The organism is Mesorhizobium sp. M5C.F.Cr.IN.023.01.1.1, from assembly GCF_003997585.1.
Lineage (GTDB): Bacteria > Pseudomonadota > Alphaproteobacteria > Rhizobiales > Rhizobiaceae > Mesorhizobium > Mesorhizobium wenxiniae.
Genome location: NZ_RZSU01000027.1, coordinates 41,529 through 58,180, shown reverse-complemented (window position 1 = coordinate 58,180; position 16,652 = coordinate 41,529). Strand labels below are relative to the sequence as shown.

Genomic DNA, 16,652 nt, shown 5'->3' with positions numbered 1-16,652 from the left:
CTTCAAGAACTTATGCGAAGGCGAATTCCATGGAGGCCTTGGCGTTCAGCCTGTTTTCCGCAGGATTCTTCCTAAAATACCCGACAAATTCTCACCATTAGCCGGCTCTGCGAAAGCGGGCGGCGAAGAAGCCGTCCAGGCCGGACCGTTCCGGTGAGCCGAGCTCCAGATCGGCGGGCGTGGTGCGCAGCGTGCCTTGCGGCGTCAGGAACGGATCGATGCCGGCGATCTCGCCCGGGCGGAGCGGATCGTCGACGATGTCCGCCGTCCCGGCGAGGAAGGCGTGGTAAAGCGCCTCGCCTTCGAGCGGGTCGAGCGAACAGTTGGAAAAGACGATGCGGCCGCCGGGCCTGACCAGGGTGACGGCTCGGGCGAGCAACCTTCGCTGCAGATCGGCGAGTTTTTCGATGTCGGCCGCTGTCTTCGTCCAGGGCACGTCGGGATGCCGCCGCACCGTGCCGGTCGAAGAGCACGGTGCATCGAGGAGAACGGCGTCGAACAGTTGTTCCGGCTCGTATTTGAGCAGATCGGCCTGGACGATCTCTGCGGACAGACCAAGCCGTTCGAGATTCTGCGATAGCCGCGCCAACCGGTTCTTCGAGGTATCGACGGCGGTTACATTGGCGCCGCCGAGAATGAGCTGAGCGGTCTTGCCGCCGGGGGCGGCGCAGAGGTCGGCGACGCGCAAACCTTTGATGTCGCCGAAGAGCCGGGCCGGAAGGCTGGCGGCGGCATCCTGAACCCACCAGGCGCCGTCTTCGAAGCCGGGAAGTTCGGTGACGGAGGCGCTGAGCTTTTCCACTCGCACCGTGCCGGTCGGCAGCACGATGCCGCCGAGCCGATCGGCCCACAGCGCGGGGTCGGACTTGATGGTGAAGTCGACTGGTGCCTCGTGCCGGTGAGCGGCGAGAATTTGCCTGGCCTTGTCGACGCCATAGGCGGCTTTCAGCCGGTCGGAAAACCACTTCGGCGCTTCGTCGGTGGCGGCAAGCGCTGCAGCCAACTCGGCCTGCTTGGACCGCGCCAGCGTGCGCAGCACGCCGTTGACGAGACCGGAGAAGCGCACTGTGCGCGGATCGGATTTGGCGTGGGTCACGGCAAGGTCGACGGCGGCGCTGTCGGGAATGTCGAGGAACAGTATCTGTGCCGCTGCTACATGCAGAATGTGCGAAAGCGCGGTGGCGTTGGGCGGCAGCGGCTTTTCCAGGCGACGGGCCAGCAACCCTGATATAGTCATGCGGAAGCGCAGCGCAGTAACCAGTATGGCGCGCACCAGCGCTCGATCGCGCAGGTCGAGCGCCTTGTATTGCGGATGGCCGTTCTCATGGTCGGTCAGTCCGTCTAGCGGCGTCCTCGCATCGATGACGGCGGCAAGCAGCCGTGCCGCCGCCTTGCGCGCGGCGAGACCAGCGACGGGCTCGTCGGGGCTCGCTGCATTGTTTTCATGATCGCCTGAAATTCGGTGCCGGCGTTTCGCTTCGCTCACGACCACGGACCCTTGGGTCCGGTCGGATTGCGGCCCCAGGGATTGGATTTCGGCCTGGCCGGTTCAGTCGACTGCTCAGGCTGCTCGGCTGTCCTCTCCCACGGGCCCGACCGACGCTGCCCGTCCGCCTGCCGCGGCATCGGGGCCTGCCGCTGAGCGGGGGCGGATGCCATATCCCGCGCCATCGCCTGCAGCGCCGCGATGCGGTTGTCGGTGCTCGGGTGGGTGGAAAACAGGCTATCCATGCGCTCGCCGGAAAGAGGATTGATGATGAAGAGGTGGGCGGTCGCCGGATTGCGCTCAGCATCCGGGTTGCGGATGCGTTCGGCGCCGCGGGCGATCTTGTCAAGGGCCGAGGCAAGCCAAAGCGGCTGTCCACAGATCTCGGCGCCGCGCCGGTCGGCTTCGTATTCGCGGGTGCGGCTGACCGCCATCTGCACGATCATCGCGGCAAAGGGCGCCACGATCATCGCCACCAGCACGCCAATAATGCCAAAGGAATTATTGTTGTCGCGGTTGCCGCCGAAAAAGAAGGCGAAATTGCCGAGCATCGAGATCGCGCCGGCAAGCGTGGCGACGATCGTCATGGTCAGCGTGTCGCGGTGCTGCACATGGGCGAGCTCGTGCGCCATGACAGCCGCGACCTCCTCATGCGACAGTTGCTGCAACAGTCCGGTCGTGGCGGCGACCGCGGCATTCTGCGGGTTGCGACCGGTGGCGAAAGCGTTGGGCTGCGGGTTGTCGATCAGATAGGTTTTCGGCATCGGTAGGCCGGCCTGTCTGGCGAGGCTCTGCACGATGGCGTAATATTCCGGCGCGTTCCTTTCGTCGACCTCGACAGCGCGGTTCATCGACAGCACCATCTTGTCGGCGTTCCAGTAGCTGAACAGGTTCATAGCGGCGGCAATCAGCAAGGCGATAATCATGCCGCCCGACCCGCCGATCAGATAGCCGACGCCCATGAACAGCGCCGTCATCGCTGCCAAAAGCATAGCGGTGCGAAGTGTGTTCATTGTCTGCTCCGTTTCTGCCGGCGCTGCGGAAAAATGGTCGATCCTTGTCGGCTCATCGCTATATGATGGGAAACGTGTGGCCCTGTTTCAATCCGCCGGGAAAATCGCATGATCGACGAAACCAGTAAAACAGGCGAAGCCAGCAATACAAACGCCGATCCCGGTTACGGCGCGCCGCAAAAGACGCTGACGCCGGCAGCCCGCCGCGCTTTGGCGGAGGCGGAAGCACGGCGCGAACGCTATCGCCAGCAGGAAGCCGCGGTGCCGAAGGAGATCGGCGGCCGTGGCGGCAAGGAACCGGGCCGCTATGGTGACTGGGAGGTCAAGGGCCTGACCAGCGATTTTTAGGCACGACAGGATACCGGACGTCAGCAGACCTCGGCGGCGCGCTCCGGCTCAATGGCGATCCAGCCGCGGTCGTCGACAGCAATGCCGATCGCGTCATAACCGGCGATCGCAGCATGCGGCGTTTGCAACGGATGCTGGTGCGTGGCGCTGATCACCACGACCGCAGCACCTGCGGCCTCGGCCGCCGATATGCCGGCGGGCGCGTCTTCGAAAACGAGACAGTCGCGCGCATCGACGCCCAGCCGCTCGGCCGCCAGCCGGAAGCAATCGGGGGCCGGTTTGCCGTGGGAGACGTCCTCGGCCGCGACAAGGATGGCGGGAAGCGGGATGCCGGCGGCCGCGATGCGCAGGAGAGCCAGCTCGCGCGGCGCGGAAGTGACGATGGCCCAGCGCTCGGACGGCAGCGACGCCAGAAACGCCGCGGCGCCGGCGATCGGAAGGATGCCGTCGATATCGGCCGCCTCGGCCTGCAGAAGCGCATCGGCCTCGCGCATTGGATCGACGCCTGGAAGCGCCAGCCGAGCGATGGTCTCGATCGCCCGCACGCCGTGGATCGTCGGCAGGAATGCGGCAACGTCGAGACCTTGCCGGCGTGCCCAATCTGCCCAGACCCTTTCTGCGGCGGCAATCGAATTGACCACCGTGCCATCCATGTCGAACAGGAAGGCTGCGAATTTCTTGCCTGCAAACATCTGCTATCCCGGGAGGTTGTTTTGGAGGGACCAAAAGCCTGTCGATCGACCGTAACGTCGCATCGGCTGCATGGGAAGGCGCGAGATCGCCTTTTCGACAATACCAGGGAACCACGGCGAGCCGTCTCGCGTTGACCGAACTGCCTTCGACTATGCTCAAAAACGGGGAAACGCGATGCTGATTCGGCTCGGCTACGAAATCGCCATCGACTGTGCTGAAGCCACCCCGGTGATTTCGCTGCTCGAGATCCACAAGGAGCGCCAGGCCGATATCAAGCGGCAGACGCGCGTGCTGACCTCGCCTTCCGTCCCAACCCGGCTCTATCACGATCTCTATGGTAACACCTGCCGCCGCTTCACGGCGCCTGGCGGCGGCTTTCGCATTCTTTACGACGCCGTCGTCGAGGACAGCGGCGAGACCGACGAGGTCAACCCGCTGGCCAGGCAAGTGCCGGTGGCGGAGTTGCCCGACGACGTGCTCTGCTATCTGCTCGGCAGTCGCTATTGCGAGACCGATCATCTCAGCGATCTGGCCTGGCAGGTTTTCGGGCCTGTTCCATCGGGCTGGGCGCGGGTGCAGGCGATCGTCGACTATGTCCACAACCGCCTGTCGTTCGGTTACGGCTATGCGCGCCCGACCCGCACGGCGGCGCAGGCGCATGAAGAGCGCGTCGGCGTTTGCCGCGACTTCGCTCATCTGGCGATCACGCTCTGCCGCTGCATGAACATCCCTGCCCGCTACGTGAACGGCTATCTGGGCGACATCGGCGTACCGGTCGACCCGGCACCGATGGATTTTTCGGCGTGGCTGGAAGTGTTCCTCGACGGCAAATGGTACACGTTCGACCCCCGCCACAACGTGCCGAGGATCGGCCGCGTCGTCATCGCGCGCGGTCGCGACGCGACCGACGTGCCGCTGCTGCACAGTTTCGGCCCGCACCGGCTCAGCCTGTTCAAGGTCTGGACCTACGAGCAGGAAAGCAACCTGTTCAACCCGCCCCATCGCGGCGTCGACAGGACCGCCAGCGCGCAGATGCTGGCATAGAAGCGCAAGCGAACTGCGCGCGTCCCGTTGTTACGGTTACCCAGGCTGTCTACGGATCCGATGGTTCTGATCCGCTCCGGCACAGCGCGCCTGTGCCGGATTGGGATCGGGTTCTTGTGCTCCACGGCAGACATCGGGATCATGGTAAGCGCTTCGTAAACGAAACTGCCGCAGCGGCTTTTCGTTTACCGGTTGTTCACCTTGCCGCATAGCGAAACCAAGCCAAAACAATGGTTTGATGATGAGCCGCCGGCTTTCGCTGCGTCGACGGCGCCATCCGGCCGGAATCCTGCAATGCGGCCTTCACACGGCTTCGAGGTCGTGGCGAATGGAGGCAAAAGCATGCGGCATTTTGGGGGTTTTGTTCACGCGATCGGCGGCTTTGCCAGAGATCGAAGCGGAAATTTAGCGGTTCTGTTCGGCATGGTCGCGTCGGTGCTGGCGCTGGGCGTCGGCTTTGCCGTCAACGTTTCCCAGCTCTACAACGCCAAGTCCAGTTTGCAAGGCGTGGTCGATGCGGCGGTGACCTCGACGGCGCGCGACCTGACGACCGGCGTCATCAAGGAGGCCGATGCCAACAAGTCGGTGCAGGCGTTTCTCGATGCCAACAGCCGAGCGGGCGTCCTGAGCGCCGACCAGATCGTCCTCGATAAATTGACCGTCGACAAGACCGCCAAGACGGTCCAGGCGGACGTCCATGTCGATCTCAGGCTTTATTTTCCGATTTTCAGCACGGGCGACATGAAGCGCGTTGCCGCATCGACGACAGCGCTCTATTCGGACAAGACGATCGAAGTGGCGATGATGCTCGACGTCACAGGGTCAATGGCCGGCCAGAAAATCATCGATCTGAGGACAGCTGCAGCGAACGCGGTCGACAGCTTCCTGGACGGTCAGGACTCCTTCAACCCCCGGGTGCGTGTCTCAATCGTACCATACGCTAATTCGGTGAATGCCGGCGCGCTTGCCGCCAGCAGCGTCTATGTCGAAACCTCGACCAGCCAGCGCAAGCAGGCGCCAGGCAATGGCGCCATACAGTACGTCTCCGGCTTAATGCGTCCGGACAATTGCGCCACGGAGCGCAAGGGCACCTATCAATATTCGGATGTAGGTCCCGACATCAGCATGGTCAATCGCGATTACCTGTTGTCGTCCTTTGCTTGGCAGACCGGCACGGCTGCCTGCCCGGCCGCCGCGTTGAAGCCGCTGACGGCGGACGCCGCGGCGCTCAAGAACGTCATCAAGAACTTTGTCGCATCGGGCGGCACCGCGGGCCATATCGGCGTGCAGTGGACTTGGTACATGCTTTCGGAAAGCTGGGGCAGCGTGATGAATGCTTCGCAGCGGCCGGCCAAGGCGGATCCGAACAAGGTCGCCAAAATCGCGATCCTGATGACCGACGGCGAGTTCAACCTGTCCTATTTCGATGCCAGCACTGTCGGTGGGGTCTACAACAATGCCGGCAAGGAACCGACCCGCACGGCAGCCAAGACGCTCTGTACCGCCATGCGCGACAAGGGCATCGAAATCTTCACCATTGGTTTCGATCTCAACGAGGAGAATGCCAAGGCGACACTGCAGAATTGCGCGAGCCCGGATACGGCCAAGATCAAGCACTTCTATCAGGCCGCCAACGGGGCGGAACTCAATCAGGCTTTCCAGGACATAGCGCGCAACATCGAAAGCTTGGCCTTGACCAAATAGAGGGCATTGACCAGACAGGATCAGGACAAGGAAAAGGCCGCCGCTTCATTCGAAGCCGGCGGCCTTCCGTGTTTCCGTCCATGGTGCGGCTCATGGCAGCGACGTTACTTTAAGGTGCTGGAGCGTCCTTTGCGCGTCCAAAGGACGCGCGGCGCTCCAGGCGTCGCCAGCCGCGCATCTCGCGCCTTAACGGGAAGACTGCTTCCCGAAAGTGCAATCCGCTGAGGCCACGTTCTGGAAAACGAAATCACTCGACATCGGATCACCTCCTTTCGATTTGTTGAACACGCCCTCATGATGGGGTGTCGATCCGCAAATGGCAAGGCGCAATGGTGAAAATGCCGTGCGTGTTCGTCGCTGGCGGCTTGCGACTGTCCGATCGGACAGGCAAAGTCGGTGTCGGACCGCCAGCGTGCTGAGCAGGGGAGGACGGGGATGGAGGCAGCCGACAGAGCCGCACGGATCGTTCGAACGGTTATCGAGACGTTGCAGCCGGGTTTCGCGGTCAGGCTGTGGACTGGCGAGCGGATCGGGCCCGCCACGGGACCCGTGCTCACCATAAACGACCAGGACATCGTCTGGCAGGTGATGCGTCGGCCCAATCTCTCGACGCTGATCGAAATGTGGATTTCCAAAACCATCGACGTGGAAGGCGGATCGCTGTTCGATTTCTACGCTCTGCCTGCGCACGGCAAGCTCAGGACGAAGCTAAAGTCGTTGCCCAAGCTCGCGGTCCTGCGCGACCTGCCGGCCGTGCTGTTTTCGAGAAAACAGATGACGGCGCGGACCGACCTTTCCGGGCGCAACCCCTTCGTCAGCGGGTCGAACAGGCAAGCGATTCAGCACCACTACGACATTTCGAACGCCTTCTACCGGCTCTTCCTCGACGAACGCATGGTCTATAGCTGCGGCTATTTCACCGATTTCGCCAACGGCATCGACCAGGCGCAGAAAGACAAGCTTGATCACATCTGCCGCAAGCTCCGGCTGAAGCCCGGCGAAAGACTGCTCGACATCGGCTGCGGCTGGGGAGCCATGCTCATCCATGCCGCGAAAAATTACGGGGTCGTCGGCCACGGCGTCTCGCTGTCGGAAGCCCAGACCGAACTTGCCCGCGAGCGCATCCGCGCCGAGGGGCTGGAAGATCGCATCACCATCGAGATAAAATCCTACGCCGAGCTGTCCGGCTCCTTCGACAAGATATCCTCGATCGGCATGTTCGAGCATCTGGGGCTCGCCAACCACGCGGCCTATTTCTCGACCATCCATCGCCTGCTCAAACCGGGCGGCATCTACCTGCATCATGCCATCACGCGGCGCGACAAGGGCAGCATCAAGAAGACCTTGCGCAAGGGCCCGGAATTCAAGGCGCTGATCAAATACATCTTTCCCGGCGGTGAGCTCGATACGATCGGCATGACGCTCGGCAATCTCGAAGCGCACGGCTTCCTCGTCTACGATGTCGAGAATTTGCGCGAGCACTACGCCCGCACGTGCCGTCTGTGGGCCGAGCGCCTCCAAGCACGCTTCGACGAAGCGATCACCGAGGTCGGCGAAGCCAAGGCGCGCCTCTGGCTGCTTTATCTGACCGGCTGCTCGATCACTTTCGAACGCGCCTCGGCGCAGATTTTCCAGACCGTCGTCACCAAGCGCGCGCGGGGGCCGAGCGGACTGCCGCCGACGCGAGCGGACCTTTATCGGTAGCGCGGGGACGAGCCGATCTCATCCAATTGGATTTCTGCCGACCGTCGATCGGATGGTTCTTATCCCCGCTTGTTCTGCCGGTTGGCGACGAGGTCGTCGACGACCGCCGGGTCGGCCAGCGTCGAGGTATCGCCGAGCGCGGCAAAATCGTCCTCGGCGATCTTCCGCAGGATGCGTCGCATGATCTTGCCCGAGCGGGTTTTCGGCAGGCCCGGAGCGAACTGGATCTTGTCGGGCGTGGCGATGGCGCCGATGTCCTTGCGGACATGGGCGACGAGTTCCTTGCGCAACTCCTCGCTCGGCTTCTCGCCGGCCATCAAAGTGACGTAGCAGTAGATGCCCTGGCCCTTGATGTCGTGCGGATAGCCGACGACGGCGGCTTCCGAGACTTTCTCGTGCGAAACAAGCGCGGATTCGACCTCGGCCGTTCCCATGCGGTGGCCGGAGACATTGATGACGTCGTCGACGCGGCCGGTGATCCAGTAGTAGCCATCGGCGTCGCGTCGGCAGCCGTCGCCGGTAAAATATTTGCCCTTATAGGTGGAAAAATAAGTCTGCACGAAGCGTTCGTGGTCGCCATAGACGGTGCGCATCTGGCCTGGCCATGAATCGGCGATGCAGAGGTTGCCGCTTGCAACACCTTCCAGCACCTTGCCGTCGCCGTCCACCAGTTGCGGCTTCACGCCGAAGAACGGCCGCGTCGCGGAACCTGGCTTAAGGTGGGTGGCGCCGGGCAGCGGCGTAATCAGGATGCCGCCGGTCTCGGTCTGCCACCATGTGTCGACGATCGGCACCTTGCCGTTGCCGACGACGTTGAAATACCACTCCCAGGCCTCCGGATTGATCGGCTCGCCGACCGTGCCCAGCACGCGCAGCGATTTGCGCGACGTCCTGGCGACATGGGCGTCGCCGGCGCCCATCAGCGCCCGTAACGCCGTCGGCGCGGTGTAGAAGATGTTGACCTTGTGCTTGTCGACGACCTCCCAGAACCGGGACTGCGACGGGTAGTTCGGCACGCCTTCGAACATCAGCGTGGTGGCGCCGTTGGCGAGCGGCCCGTAGACGATGTAGCTGTGGCCGGTGACCCAGCCGACATCGGCGGTACACCAGTAGATATCGCCGTCATGGTAGTCGAAGACATGTTGGTGGGTCATCGAGACATAGACGAGATAGCCCGCCGTGGTGTGCAGCACGCCCTTCGGCTTGCCGGTCGAACCTGATGTATAGAGGATGAACAGCGGGTCCTCGGCCTTCATCTTCTCCGGCTTGCACTCCGCCTTAACCGTCGCGACCTCGTCGTGGTACCAGACGTCGCGTCCGGCCATCCAGCCGGTCTTACCGCCGGTGCGGCGCACGACGACGACCTTTTCGACTTTCGTTCCGGCCTTGGCGGCGATCTCGATCGCCTTGTCTGTATTGTCCTTCAACGGGATGGGCCTGCCGCCGCGCAGGCCTTCGTCGGCGGTGATGACGAAGGTTGATTTGCAGTCGTCGATGCGGCCGGCCAGCGCGTCCGGCGAAAATCCGCCGAAGACGACCGAATGGATGGCGCCGATCCGCGTGCAGGCGAGCATCGCATAGGCGGCTTCCGGGATCATCGGCATATAGATGGTGACGCGGTCGCCTTTCTTGACGCCGTGTTTCTTCATCACATTGGCGAGCCGGCAGACATGCGCGTGGAGCTCGTTATAGGTGATCTTCCTGTCATCGTAGGGATTGTCGCCTTCCCAAATGATGGCGGTCTGATCGCCGCGCTTCTTCAGATGTCGGTCGATGCAGTTCCACGAAACGTTGGTCTCGCCATCCTCGAACCATTTGATCGAGACCTTGCCGTCGAAGGAGGTGTTCTTGACCTTGCTGTAGGGCTTGAACCAGTCGATGCGCTTGCCGTGCTTGCCCCAGAATTTATCCGGGTTCTTCACGCTGTCGGTGTACCATTTCAAATAGGTGTCATTGTCGATCAGCGCGTTCTTCTTCCACGCCGGCTGGACGCGATGGACATGATCCTCGGACATATTTTCACTTCCTCCCGAAACCAGGCCGCCCGGCTTGACCGCCGGCGCGGCATCACGGCGAAGCGGCCGCGAATTCGCGCGCATTATTAACAGTTCCGCGGTGACGGCAATATTAGACGTTGGATTTGCGCGGCGGGATGCCGCAGACGTGCTCGTCGCTGCTGTCAGCACTCGGGCGGGATCGCTGCTAACTGCATGTTTTTGCGTAGTAAACCCGGTCTACACCACAAAAAATCAATAGACGATAAAGCAAATAGCGCGCACAATTTCACATTGGGAGGAAAGGAGAATCAACCAGGGGACCGCGATGCGTGACCATTCCGAAATGGACCTGATCCTCAAGGGCTATGGCTTGACCACGGCCAAGATCCTTTATCATTTCCCCGATCATCCGCATCTGCTGCAGAGCTTCATCTGGCAGGACTACGACATCGCGCCGAAATTTCCGGTGCTGATCCGGTTCATCGAGTTCTGGCAGGCCAAGCTCGATGGCCCGCTGCATTCGGTGAGCTATACGCACCAGAAGCTGATCGCGCCCAATGAATGGCACAAGGTCGACGGCGAGTTCGTGCTGCACTAGGCTACGGCGCAGAAGTTTTAACGGGCTGCTTGCGTGACGGATCGCATGCCTTGGCGATGGCGGAAACGTCCATCGCTTCGTCATCCTGGGGCGGAGCAAGGAGCGAAGCGACGCGGCGCAGACCCCAGGATCCATGCCGTGACTTCAAAGCGCCGCTGCGGTGCAGAATTCTGCTCCGCTGCACTTTCGGCTGAGGTAGCGGCATGGATCCCAGGGTCTCCGCGACGGAGCTTCGCTCCTGCTTCGCCCTGGGATGACGAAGTTGGGGAAGCTTCAGCTAATCCCGGAAGTTATGATGATCACCCGAAACGAACGGTCGCGCGCGATCAGACCGCAGCCGGGCTCAGCCGGGCAAAGCCTTCCTGCCGGCGATAGGGGAAATACGGGTAGGGTGCGGTGACCGCGCTTGCAGCGTCGAGCTTCGTCATCTGGTCTGATGTCAATGACCAACCGACGGCGCCGAGGTTCTGGCGCAGCTGTTCCTCGTTGCGCGCGCCGATGATGACAGAGGCGACGGTCGGCCGCTGCAGCAACCAGTTGATGGCGATCTGCGGCACCGTCTTGCCGGTTTCCTTGGCGACAGTGTCGAGCGCATCGACGACCCTGTAGAGCTGCTCGTCCTCGACAGGTGGCCCGAAGCTCGCGGTGTCGTGCAGCCGGCTTTTTTCCGGCAGTGGCTCGCCGCGGCGGATCTTGCCGGTCAGGCGGCCCCAGCCGAGCGGGCTCCACACCAGCGCACCGAGGCCCTGGTCGAGGCCTAGTGGCATCAACTCCCATTCATAGTCGCGCCCGACCAGCGAGTAATAGACCTGATGGGCGACGTAGCGCGGGTAGCCGTGCTTGTCCGCCAGGCCGAGCGATTTCATCACTTGCCAGCCGGAAAAGTTGGAGACGCCGACATAGCGCAGCTTGCCGGCGCCCACGAGACTGTCCAGCGTCGACAGCACTTCCTCGATCGGCGTTGCGGCGTCGAAGGCGTGCAGTTGCAGCAGGTCGATGTAATCGGTGCCGAGACGCTTCAGCGCGTCCTCGACGGCTTTGATGAGACGCGAACGGGAGGAGCCGGCATCGTTGGGTCCGTCGCCCATCGGCAGCGAGGTCTTGGTCGAGATCAGCACGGCATCGCGGCGGCCCTTGATGGCCGCGCCGAGCACCTCTTCGGAGGCGCCGTTCGAATAGACGTCGGCGGTGTCGAACAGGTTGACGCCGGCCTCCAGGCAGATGTCGACCAGCCGCCGCGCTTCCGTCGCATCGCTATTGCCCCAGGCGCCGAACAGCGGCCCCGAACCGCCGAATGTTCCAGCGCCGAACGAGAGCGCCGGGACCTTCAGGCCCGAGGCGCCAAGACGTCGATAATCCATGGTTTTGCTCCTTGTATTTTGGATTTGTTTGGGATCGTCACGACCGGGCGGATGCCGGTACGCCGAGCATTGAGCTGCGGTCGAGGCGCAGCGCCAGCACCGCCACGGCCAATGCGGAGAGCGGCAGCAGCGCCGCGACCCAGGTGACAGCGCCGAGGCCGGGACCGTGGGCGATGACCACGCCGCCGAGCCAGGCGCCGGCGGCGTTGCCGAGGTTGAAGGCGGCGATGTTGAAGGACGAGGCGAGGCTCTGGCCGGCGCCTTCAGCCTTTTCCAGCACCCACATCTGCAGCGGCGCTACGGTGGCGAAGGCAGCGGCGCCGAGCAGGCCGACATAGATGACGGCCATCGCCTGGCTGTGCAGGGCGAAGGTCATGGTGCCGAGCACCAGCGCCAGCACAACGAGACTGCCGAGAACGGAAGGCACCAGCCAGCGGTCGGCAACCTTGCCGCCAAACAGATTGCCGGCGATGAGGCCGCCGCCGAAGACAAGCAGGATCGGCGACACGGCTGCTTCCTCAAAACCGGTGATCTCGGTCAGCAAGGGGGCGATATAGGTGAAGACGGCGAAGACGCCGGCATAGCCAAGCACGGTGGTGGCGAAGCCAAGCAGAACCGGCGCGCGGCCGAGCACCGCGAGATCGCCGCGCAGGTCGCTCTTTTCCAGCGCCGCCTGGCTACGCGGCACCAGCAGGAGAATGATGGCGAAGGCGACGATGCCGACCAGGGTTACGGCCCAGAAGGTCGCCCGCCAGCCGAAAGCCTGGCCGAGCCATGTGCCGAAAGGCACGCCGAGGATGTTGGCGATGGTCAGGCCGGTGAACATCAGGGCGATCGCCGAGGCCTTCTTGTTGGGCGCAACCATCCCGGTCGCAACGACCGAACCAACACCGAAGAAGGTGCCGTGGGCAAAGGCGGTAAGCACGCGGGCCCCCATCAGGGTCCAGTAGTCGGGGGCCAACGCACAGGCCAGATTGCCCAGGGTGAAGATCGCCATCAGCGTCAGAAGCACGGTCTTGCGCGGCCAGCGGCCGGTGGCGATCGTCAGCAACGGCGCGCCGATGACGACGCCCAGGGCATAGCCGGAAATCAGCTGGCCGGCGGCCGAGATCGAGACGCCGAGATCGGTGCTGACGTCGAGCAGCAGGCCCATGATGACGAATTCTGTGACACCGATGCCGAAGGCACCGGCGGCGAGGGCATAAAGAGCAAGAGGCATGGCGGTTCCCACTTCGATCACGGTCGTTTTTGACGTTGGGACGCCGTGTCCTCCCACGCCCCGACCCGGAAGATCGTGTCGGGATGTGCTGTGAACCAGCCTTGCGCCGGGCGCATCGTCTGTGAAATAGATTCACGAATGGCGAGACCCGACATCAACCGCTCCGGCGAGATCGAAGTATTCGTCCGCGTCGTCGAGGCGGGCAGCTTTTCGGCTGCGGCGCGGATGTTGCGCATGACGCCGTCGGCGGTGAGCAAGCTGATTGCGCGGCTGGAGGCCCGTCTTGGCGCGCGGCTGGTCAGCCGTTCGACGCGCAAGCTGCAACTGACACCGGAAGGAGCGGCGTTCTTCGACAGCGGCGTGCGTATCCTGGCCGACATGGCGGCAGCCGAGCGCGAGGCGGCGGCCGGTGCCGCCCCGCGGGGACGGCTGCGCGTCAACAGCTACGTGCCGTTCGGGCAGCACCGGCTGATCCCGCTCATGCCGCGGTTTCTCGAACGCTATCCGGAAATCGCCATCGATCTGGTTTTGACCGACAATGTCATCGACCTGATGGAGGAGCGCGCCGATGTTGCCATCCGCGCCGGGCCGCTCGGTGAATCACGTTTGGTGGCGCGCAAGCTCGGGCAGAGCCGGGTGGTCGTCGTCGCCGCGCCACCTTACCTAAGGAAGCACGGCGCACCCCGAACGCCGGCCGACCTCGATCATCACAACCGGATGGGTTTCTGCTTCGTGCGCCATGTCGACGGCTGGCCATTCGTCGACTCGGCCGGCGAGGCCCTCATTGTCCCGATCACCGGAAATGCGCTGGTCAGCGACGGCGAGGCGATGCGGCTGATGGCGCTCTCGGGCACTGGCATCGCCCGGCTGGCGCGCTGGCATGTGGAACCCGATATCGCCGCCGGGCGGCTGGTCCCGCTTCTGGAGGACTTCAACCCCGGCGACGAGGAGCTCACCCATGCTGTCTATGTCGGGCAGGGCAAGCATCTGCCGGCGCGGGTGCGGGCCTTTCTCGATTTTTTGGTCGAGACTGTCCGGCTGACCTGAGCCAAAAAAAGATCGGGAGCCCGCCGGCTCCCGAAACATCAAATCGAAGCTGAGATTGAATTACTTTTGCGGCGCAAAGGGCGCCGGACGCCGGCCCGCTGCCTGACGCTCGAGCATCCAGCCCGGATATTCAGCCGGCAGCGCGCTGACGTCGTCGAGGCGGACAAGATCGTCGCTGTCGAGCTTCAACGCGGTGGCGGCAAGGTTCTGTTCGAGCTGCTCCATGCGGCTGGCGCCGATGATCACGCTCATCACGAAGGGTTTGGCCAGCACATAGCCCAAAGCGACCGTGGCGACGCTGACGCCATGCTTGCCGGCGATCTCGCGCATGACCGCAACCGCAGCCCAGGCGCGGTCTTCATTGACCGGCGGGAAATTGAAGCTGGCGCGACGACCCTCGCCATTGCCGGGGGCACCGGGTCCGTATTTGCCGGAGAGCAGACCGCCCGCCATCGGCGACCAGACCATCAGTCCAAGCTTCTCCTCGTTGAGCAGTGGCACGATCTCGCGCTCCAGATCGCGGCCGGCGATCGAATAGTAAGACTGCACGGTCTCAAAACGGGCAAAGCCCTTGCGGTCGGCAATGCCAAGCGCCTTGGCGATGCGCCAGGCGGCCCAGTTCGAGACGCCGACATAGCGGACCTTGCCGCTGGCAACCAGATCGTCGAGCGCCCGCAGCGTCTCGTCGATCGGCGTCACCGCATCGGTGCCGTGAAGCTGATAGAGATCGATATGGTCGAGCTACAGCCGTTCGAGGCTGCCCTCGACCGAGTCCATGATGTGGCCGCGCGAGGAACCGCGCTGGTTGGGGCCGTCGCCCATGGCGCCATGGACCTTGGTGGCGATGATCACATCCTGCCGCTTGATGCCGAGATTCCTCAGCGACTGGCCGAGAAGCCGTTCCGATGCGCCGAAGGAATAGACGTCCGCCGTGTCGAAGAAATTGACGCCGGCGGCGAGCGAGCGCTCGACGATCCTGTCGACGCCATCCTGGTCGAGGCTGGCGATCAGGCCCCATTGGGCGTTTTCGCCTGCGGCGCCGAAGGTCATGGTGCCGAGGCAAAGTTCGGAGACGAACATCCCCGTGTTTCCAAGTTGGTTAATAGCGCATGGTGCAGCTCCGGAAAGTTTTGGATGACCCGGCCCATATAGGAACGATACGGCTCGTTTCAATTGTTGGCGTAACGGCCTAGTGGTTCTGGACCAAGTTCCGCGACCGACGATCCGGCGTAGTGGGGAACAGGTCAGATTGTCCAAGGTTTGAGGACCGTCACCCCGGTTTCGTCGAAATCGGCGACGTTGCGCGTAACCAGAATGAGGTCGTGGACGACTGCGGTGGCGGCGATGAGCATGTCGGCGCTGCCTCGCGTGCGGCCAGCCGAGATGCGACCCCACGACAACGCGACATCTTCAGTGACTGCAAGGATCCGGTCGGCATTGTCCCGCCGAAGCTCTCGCAGCCAGAGGTCGAGCCGCATTCCGCGTTCGGGGATCGACCTTGTGCAACTTGGCGATCCCCCGTTCGATCTCGCCGAGGGTAATAACACTGAGATTGATCGAGGCCGGATCCACAGAAGCTAGCCAGGCGGTCGGCTTGGGCAGACGCCTCTGCACATCCGAAACGATGCTCGTATCAAGCCTCGCTGCGCGCGCGCTGAACCACTTTGGAAAAGTTGTTTTTCGCATCCTGAAGGTGCCAGTTCATGGATAGCGGCTGCCGAAAATCGCCGATCCAACCCTGACGCTTGTCGCGCCGAAGGCGATCGCGGTTTCGTAGTCGCCGGACATGCCCATCGAAAGCTCCTCCACACCTGCCTCCGTGCTGAGCTTTTCCAGCAGCGCGAAGTGCGGACCGGGATTCTCATCGGCTGGCGGAATGCACATCAGACCTTCGATGGCGAGGCCGTGGACGTCGCGGCAGCGGGTGACGAAGGCGACGGCTCCGCGGGGTTCGATGCCGGCCTTTTGCGGTTCCGAGCCGGTGTTAACCTGAACGTAGAGCGTTGGTGATCGGCCTTGTCTGGCGATTTCCCTTGCGAGTTCGGCGGCGATCTTCTCGCGATCGACCGTCTCGATGACGTCGAACAGCGCGACGGCTTCCTTCGCCTTATTCGATTGCAGTGGACCGATCAGATGCAGCTCGATGTCGGGGAAGGCTTCCTTCAGCGCCGGCCATTTGGCTTGTGCTTCCTGGACGCGGTTCTCGCCGAAGATACGCTGGCCGGCTTCGATGACCGGGCTGATATCGGCGGCGTCGAAGGTCTTCGAGACCGCGACCAGCGTCACCGCGCCGGCTTGCCGTCCTGCCTCGCGCTCGGCGGCGGTGATCTTCGCCTTGACCGTGAAAAACTGTTCGACGGCGCTCGCCATGCCTATATCTGCCCCTAGTTTCTATCCTCACCGGATCGCCGCAGTTGACGGGTCCGGCAATCCATGGT

At 63.1% G+C, this 16,652-nt stretch carries 13 protein-coding genes and 2 pseudogenes; 6 read left to right on the top strand and 9 right to left on the bottom strand.

Features of this window, described 5'->3' with window-relative positions:
• Positions 1-97 precede the first annotated feature (97 nt).
• Positions 98-1,492 carry an RsmB/NOP family class I SAM-dependent RNA methyltransferase gene (locus EOA78_RS13800; RefSeq protein WP_164783746.1) on the bottom strand — a complete coding sequence of 465 codons (1,395 nt, stop codon included), beginning with the start codon at positions 1,490-1,492 and terminating at the stop codon, positions 98-100.
• A complete protein-coding gene (gene htpX / locus EOA78_RS13795) occupies positions 1,483-2,499 on the bottom strand; it encodes a zinc metalloprotease HtpX (protein WP_127315600.1) in 1,017 nt (338 codons plus the stop codon). The genes EOA78_RS13800 and htpX overlap by 10 nt, the downstream gene beginning before the upstream one ends.
• Positions 2,500-2,607: 108 nt before the next feature.
• Between htpX and EOA78_RS13790 the strand changes: the two genes are divergently transcribed.
• Entirely contained in the window at positions 2,608-2,847 is a 240-nt protein-coding gene (locus tag EOA78_RS13790) for a DUF1674 domain-containing protein (RefSeq protein WP_065011324.1), read from the top strand.
• Between the two features lie 20 nt (positions 2,848-2,867).
• Here EOA78_RS13790 and EOA78_RS13785 read toward each other — a convergent pair whose 3' ends face one another.
• A complete protein-coding gene (locus EOA78_RS13785; RefSeq protein WP_127315599.1) occupies positions 2,868-3,539 on the bottom strand; it encodes an HAD-IA family hydrolase in 672 nt (223 codons plus the stop codon).
• 175 nt (positions 3,540-3,714) lie between these two features.
• On the opposite strand from EOA78_RS13785, the gene EOA78_RS13780 reads away from it, so the two are divergent.
• The 3 genes from EOA78_RS13780 to EOA78_RS13770 all read left to right on the top strand — a co-directional run bounded on the left by EOA78_RS13780 (position 3,715) and on the right by EOA78_RS13770 (position 7,992).
• Positions 3,715-4,584, top strand: a complete 870-nt coding sequence (locus EOA78_RS13780) for a transglutaminase family protein (RefSeq protein WP_095518125.1) — start codon at positions 3,715-3,717, stop codon at positions 4,582-4,584.
• Between the two features lie 342 nt (positions 4,585-4,926).
• Entirely contained in the window at positions 4,927-6,288 is a 1,362-nt protein-coding gene (locus tag EOA78_RS13775; RefSeq protein ID WP_127315598.1) for a pilus assembly protein, read from the top strand.
• 435 nt (positions 6,289-6,723) lie between these two features.
• Positions 6,724-7,992 carry a cyclopropane-fatty-acyl-phospholipid synthase family protein gene (locus EOA78_RS13770; RefSeq protein ID WP_127315597.1) on the top strand — a complete coding sequence of 423 codons (1,269 nt, stop codon included), beginning with the start codon at positions 6,724-6,726 and terminating at the stop codon, positions 7,990-7,992.
• Between the two features lie 59 nt (positions 7,993-8,051).
• On the opposite strand, the gene acs is transcribed toward EOA78_RS13770, so the two are convergent.
• Positions 8,052-10,007, bottom strand: a complete 1,956-nt coding sequence (acs, locus tag EOA78_RS13765; RefSeq protein WP_127315613.1) for an acetate--CoA ligase — start codon at positions 10,005-10,007, stop codon at positions 8,052-8,054.
• Between the two features lie 307 nt (positions 10,008-10,314).
• Here acs and EOA78_RS13760 point away from each other — a divergent pair, with 307 nt between their 5' ends.
• Positions 10,315-10,587 (top strand): usg protein, encoded by a 273-nt coding sequence (locus EOA78_RS13760; RefSeq protein ID WP_127315596.1) that lies wholly within the window; start codon positions 10,315-10,317, stop codon positions 10,585-10,587.
• A gap of 326 nt (positions 10,588-10,913) precedes the next feature.
• On the opposite strand, the gene EOA78_RS13755 is transcribed toward EOA78_RS13760, so the two are convergent.
• Positions 10,914-11,948: an aldo/keto reductase gene (locus EOA78_RS13755; RefSeq protein ID WP_127315595.1), complete on the bottom strand. Its 1,035-nt coding sequence runs from the start codon at positions 11,946-11,948 to the stop codon at positions 10,914-10,916.
• Between the two features lie 37 nt (positions 11,949-11,985).
• Entirely contained in the window at positions 11,986-13,167 is a 1,182-nt protein-coding gene (locus EOA78_RS13750; RefSeq protein ID WP_127315594.1) for an MFS transporter, read from the bottom strand.
• A gap of 138 nt (positions 13,168-13,305) precedes the next feature.
• Here EOA78_RS13750 and EOA78_RS13745 point away from each other — a divergent pair, with 138 nt between their 5' ends.
• Positions 13,306-14,214: a LysR family transcriptional regulator gene (locus EOA78_RS13745; protein WP_127315593.1), complete on the top strand. Its 909-nt coding sequence runs from the start codon at positions 13,306-13,308 to the stop codon at positions 14,212-14,214.
• A gap of 60 nt (positions 14,215-14,274) precedes the next feature.
• On the opposite strand, the pseudogene EOA78_RS13740 reads toward EOA78_RS13745, so the two are convergent.
• The 3 genes and pseudogenes from EOA78_RS13740 to EOA78_RS13725 all read right to left on the bottom strand — a co-directional run bounded on the left by EOA78_RS13740 (position 14,275) and on the right by EOA78_RS13725 (position 16,584).
• A pseudogene (locus EOA78_RS13740) lies at positions 14,275-15,294 on the bottom strand (aldo/keto reductase).
• A 164-nt stretch (positions 15,295-15,458) separates the two neighbouring features.
• Positions 15,459-15,900, bottom strand: a pseudogene (locus tag EOA78_RS13735) (type II toxin-antitoxin system VapC family toxin).
• A 15-nt stretch (positions 15,901-15,915) separates the two neighbouring features.
• Positions 15,916-16,584, bottom strand: a complete 669-nt coding sequence (locus tag EOA78_RS13725) for a YggS family pyridoxal phosphate-dependent enzyme (RefSeq protein ID WP_127315592.1) — start codon at positions 16,582-16,584, stop codon at positions 15,916-15,918.
• Positions 16,585-16,652 lie beyond the last annotated feature (68 nt).